The 852-nt window shown below is 62.4% G+C and carries 1 protein-coding gene; it reads right to left on the reverse strand.

Going from position 1 to position 852, the window contains the following annotated elements:
- Positions 1–17: 17 nt before the first annotated feature.
- A protein-coding gene (locus tag JKG68_RS32650; protein ID WP_202066615.1) for an IS5 family transposase occupies positions 18–769 on the reverse strand; the annotation gives its coding sequence in 2 pieces (ribosomal slippage) (positions 18–436 and positions 436–769; 753 coding nt in all).
- Between the last annotated feature and the right edge of the window lie 83 nt (positions 770–852).

The following is an 852-nucleotide window of genomic DNA, read 5'->3' on the forward strand; positions in this document are numbered from 1 at the left end:
CTAAGGCGTGTGGACATTCATTTCAGGGCCATGAAGCTGGCAGCGAGATAGATCATGGCCTCAAAGCTCTGATCAGTCTTATCGTAGCGGGTGGCGACGCGGCGGAACTGCTTCAGGTCGCAGAAGAAGTTCTCGACCAGATGCCGCCAGCGGTACATGGCAAAGTCACACGCAATCTGCCTCACACGATTGGCTTTGGGCGGGATGACCGCGATAGCGCCGCGAGCATCCAGCGCCTGGCGCAGCGCGTCATTGTCGAAGCCCTTGTCGGCAATCAGAGCGCCTATCTCGACCCCGTCGAGCAAGGGCTCAGCCCCGACGCTGTCATGGCGCTGCCCCGGCAGAAGCAGGAAGTCCGCCAGGTTGCCGAGCGCATCCACCAGGGCCACGATCTTGGTGGTCAGGCCGCCGCGCGAGCGTCCGATCGCCTGATGACAAGTCCCCCTTTAGCGCCCGTCCCGTGCTGATGGACGCGGATGATCGTGCCGTCGATGAGCGCGTACTCGAAGTCAGGATCGCCCGACAGAGCCTGGAAAACTTGCTCGAAGATGCTGGTCTGAGCCCAGCGGCGAAAGCGCCGGAACACGCTGTTCCAGTTCCCAAACATCGCGGGCAGGTCCCGCCAGGGCGCTCCGGTGCGCACCATCCAGAGCACCGCCTCCAGGAAGCGCCGGTTGTCCGAGCCGGTGCGCCCGGGATCCCCTGCTTTCCCAGGGAGCAGCGGCGCAACACGCTCCCACTGTTCGTCCTTGAGCACCCACCGATTCAAAGCTGACCTCCAGTTTGCAGCCTTGGATCAAATTTCGACTGAAGCGGGAATCCCTCAGGTCACCTGAATGTCCACACGCCTTA

The organism is Microvirga aerilata (genome assembly GCF_016743775.1).
In the GTDB taxonomy this organism is placed as follows: domain Bacteria; phylum Pseudomonadota; class Alphaproteobacteria; order Rhizobiales; family Beijerinckiaceae; genus Microvirga; species Microvirga aerilata.